Origin of the sequence: Amycolatopsis kentuckyensis, assembly GCF_002155975.1 — a bacterium.
Classification (GTDB): domain Bacteria; phylum Actinomycetota; class Actinomycetes; order Mycobacteriales; family Pseudonocardiaceae; genus Amycolatopsis; species Amycolatopsis kentuckyensis.
In genome coordinates this window covers 1-4,105 of sequence record NZ_MUMI01000258.1, presented here as the reverse complement: position 1 = coordinate 4,105, position 4,105 = coordinate 1, and the positions used below count along the sequence as shown (strand labels likewise).

The following is a 4,105-nucleotide window of genomic DNA, read 5'->3' as shown; positions in this document are numbered from 1 at the left end:
ACGGGGCCGCCGTCGGCGGCGGGCTCACCATCACGCTCTCGTGCGACTACCGGCTCGCGTCCGAGGACTCGCGGTTCGGCTTCGTGTTCACCCGCCGCGGCATCTATCCCGAGGGCGCGTCGGCCTGGTTCCTCCCCCGGCTGGTCGGCATGGGCACCGCGCTCGACTGGATGATCAGCGGGCGAGTCTTCCCCGCGGCCGAGGCCCTCGAAAAAGGCCTGGTGCACAAGGTTTTCCCCAGCGGGACCGTGCTGGCCGAAGCGAAGAAACTCGCGCAGGAGATCGTCGAGACGACCGCGCCGGTGTCGGTCGCCGTCACCCGGCAGCTGCTCTACCGGATGGCGAGCGCCGAGTCGCCGTTCCCGGTGCACGAGCTCGATTCGAAGCTGATCGGCGGGCTCGGCACGAACCCGGACGCCGTCGAAGGGGTGCTGTCGTTCCTGCAGAAACGGCCGCCGTCGTTCGGCATGCGCGTCGAGAAGGACCTGCCCGACTACCTGCCCTGGCTGGAGAAATGACGTCGTACCCGCCGCAGCCCTGGAACCTGGTCGCCGACGCCCACGTGTCGATCTGGCGGGTCCCCGCGCGCGACGTGCACCCGGGCGCGCTGTCCATCGCCGGGTTCACCACCGTCTTCACCGCCTGGATCGCCTACCGCGCGCCCGGGCAGCTCGCCTACCACGAGCTGCTCGCCGCCGTCCCGGTGCGCGGGAAGCGGACCACCTGCACGATCACGCAGATCTGGGTCGACTCCGAAGTCTCGCTCAAGGGCGGCCGCGAGCTGTGGGCCATCCCGAAGGACCTCGCTGCCCTCCAGTTCACCGACCGCACCTACACCGCGGCGGCCGGCGACGACTGGATCGCCACCGCGGCCTTCACGCCGAGGCCGGGCTCGCCGCTCGCGCTCCCCAGCCGGTTCGACGTCCTCCAGGACCGTGACGGCACCCCCGTGCGCACCCCGGTCGGGGCGAAGATCCGGCCCGGGCTCGCCGCGGCCGACTGGACGATCAACCCGCGCGGCCCGCTCGGCCACCTGGCCGGCCGGCGGCCGTTCCTGAGCCTCGCCCTGCCCGCCACCGAGCTGCGGTTCGGCGCCTGAGCGGCACCTCTGGGTGATCACGCAATCCCGTCAGGGTGAACTAGCGACACGCCATCTGGGGTCCCGCGCGCACCCCGACCCCAACATGTAGTCTCTCAACACCGGCAGCCCCCAGCGACGGGGAGACCGCTGCGGAGGGTCGCCGGGCAGCTTTCAAGAAACCGCAGCGCACGGCCTCGTGAGGTCGTGCGGCGATCGAACGCGCCCGAAAACTTGGAGACACGCATGTCAGTCGAAACCGGTCAGCGGCCGTCAGCCGCCGACACACCCACCGCGATCCGGGTCATCCGGCGGGACGGCAGCGTGTCGCCGTTCGACGCCGGGAAGATCTCGGTCGCGCTGACCAAGGCGTTCCTCGCGGTCGAGGGCGGCGACGCCGCCGCGTCCTCCCGCGTGCACCACGTCGTCGCGGAGCTGACCCAGCAGGTCGAGACCACCCTGCTGCGCCACGCCGGCCCCGAGACCGCCCTGCACATCGAGCAGATCCAGGACATCGTCGAGCTCGCCCTCATGCGCGGTGAGCACCACAAGGTCGCCCGCGCCTACGTCCTCTACCGCGAGGAGCGCGCGAAGGCCCGCGAGGCCGCCAAGCCGGCCGCGGCCGAGGTCGCGCTGAACGTCAAGGGCACCGACGGCGTCCTGCGCCCGCTCGACTGGGCCCGCGTGTCCCACGTCGTGGGCGAGGCCGTCGCCGGCCTCGAGGACGTCACCGCCGAGCCGGTGCTGGCCGAGACCAAGCGCAACCTCTACGACGGCATCAGCGCCGACGAGCTCGCCCTGGCCCAGATCATGGCCGCCCGCGTGCTGGTCGAGCAGGAGCCGAACTACTCCTACGTCTCCGCCCGCCTGCTGCTGGACAAGCTGCGCGGCGAAGCGCTGAGCTACCTGGCGAAGAAGCCGCGTCAGGCCAGCCAGGACGAGATGGCGGCCGAGTACCCCGCGTACTTCCGCGCCTACCTGCGCCGCGCGATCGAGCTGGAGCTGGTCGACGGCGAGCTGCAGCGCTTCGACCTCGACAAGATCACCGCCGCGATCCGGCCCGAGCGCGACCTCGACTTCGGCTTCCTCGGCCTGCAGACGCTCTACGACCGGTACTTCCAGCACCACGAAGGCACCCGCTTCGAGCTGCCGCAGGCGTTCTTCATGCGCGTCGCCATGGGTCTCGCGATCCGGGAAGACGACCGCGAAGCCCGCGCCATCGAGTTCTACGAGCTGCTGTCGAGCTTCCACTTCATGGCCTCGACGCCGACGCTGTTCAACTCGGGCACCACGCGCCCGCAGCTGTCGTCCTGCTTCCTGACCACGGTGGACGACGACCTGGACTCGATCTTCCAGGCGTACAAGAACAACGCCCTGCTGGCGAAGTACTCGGGCGGCCTCGGCAACGACTGGACCCCGGTCCGCGGCCTCGGCGCGCACATCAAGGGCACCAACGGCCAGTCGCAGGGGGTCGTGCCGTTCCTCAAGATCGCCAACGACACCGCCGTCGCGGTCAACCAGGGCGGCAAGCGCAAGGGCGCGGCCTGCGCCTACCTCGAGACGTGGCACGTCGACATCGAGGAATTCCTCGACCTGCGCAAGAACACCGGTGACGACCGCCGCCGCACCCACGACATGAACACCGCGAACTGGGTGCCGGACGAGTTCCTCCGCCGCGTCGAGGCCGACGCGCAGTGGACGCTGTTCTCGCCGAACGAGACCCCGGACCTGCACGACCTCTACGGCAACGAGTTCGCGACGCGCTACCGCGAGTACGAGGCCGCCGCCGACCGCGGCGAGATCAAGGTGTTCCGGCGCGTGCGCGCGGTCGACCTGTGGCGCCGCATGCTGACCATGCTGTTCGAGACCGGCCACCCGTGGATCACCTTCAAGGACCCGTGCAACCTGCGTTCGCCGCAGCAGCACGTCGGCGTCGTGCACTCGTCCAACCTGTGCACCGAGATCACGCTGAACACCAACAGCGAAGAGGTCGCCGTCTGCAACCTCGGCTCGGTGAACCTGCTCAAGCACGTCACCCCGGAAGGCCTTGACACCAAGCGCCTCGAGAAGACCGTGCGCACCGCCGTCCGCATGCTGGACAACGTGATCGACATCAACTTCTACACGATCCCGGAGGCGCGCCGCTCCAACCTGCGCCACCGCCCGGTGGGCCTGGGCATCATGGGCTTCCAGGACGCGCTGTTCGAGATCGGCGTCCCGTTCGCTTCGGAGGAGGCCGTCAAGTTCGCCGACGTCTCCATGGAGCACCTCTCCTACTACGCGATCTCGGCGTCGACCGACCTCGCCGAGGAGCGCGGGCAGTACCAGTCGTTCGAGGGATCGCTGTGGAGCAAGGGCATCCTGCCGATCGACTCGCTGCAGCTGCTCATCGACGCCCGCCAGGGTGACGGCCTCGACGTCGACACGTCCACGACGCTGGACTGGGCGCCGCTGCGCGAGCGCGTCAAGACGGTCGGCATGCGCAACTCCAACGTGATGGCGATCGCGCCGACCGCGACGATCTCCAACATCTCCGGTGTCGGGCAGTCGATCGAGCCGCTGTTCCAGAACCTGTTCGTCAAGTCGAACATGTCCGGCGACTTCACCGTCGTCAACCCGCACCTGGTCAAGAGCCTCAAGGCCCGCGGCCTGTGGGACGAGGTCATGGTCAGCGACCTCAAGTACTTCGACGGCAGCCTCGGCCAGATCGACCGCGTGCCGGACGACCTCAAGGCGCTGTACGCGACGGCGTTCGAGATCGAGTCGAAGTGGATCGTCGACGCCGGTTCGGCGCGCCAGAAGTGGATCGACCAGGCGCAGTCGCTGAACCTGTACATCGCGGCGCCGAGCGGCCGCAAGCTCGACCAGCTGTACCGCTACGCGTGGCACAAGGGCCTCAAGACCACGTACTACCTGCGGGCGCAGTCCGCGACGCACGTGGAGAAGAGCACCCTGCGCGGCACCGACGGCAAGCTGAACGCCGTCTCGGCCACCCCGGCCGCGGCTCCCGCGGCCGGGGTGGCCGAG

Annotated in this window: 3 protein-coding genes; all 3 read left to right on the top strand. The window is 69.5% G+C overall.

Annotation, left to right across the window (positions count from 1 at the left end):
- Window positions 1–518, top strand: a 518-nt coding sequence (locus CCN39_RS24515; protein ID WP_208630355.1) for an enoyl-CoA hydratase-related protein, incomplete at its 5' end; no start/stop codon positions are given.
- Complete coding sequence (locus tag CCN39_RS24510) at window positions 515–1,099, top strand: acetoacetate decarboxylase family protein (protein WP_086845704.1); 585 nt, start codon at window positions 515–517, stop codon at window positions 1,097–1,099. The genes CCN39_RS24515 and CCN39_RS24510, both read left to right, overlap by 4 nt.
- Window positions 1,100–1,324: 225 nt before the next feature.
- Window positions 1,325–4,105, top strand: a 2,781-nt coding sequence (locus CCN39_RS24505; protein WP_143264131.1) for a ribonucleoside-diphosphate reductase subunit alpha, incomplete at its 3' end; no start/stop codon positions are given.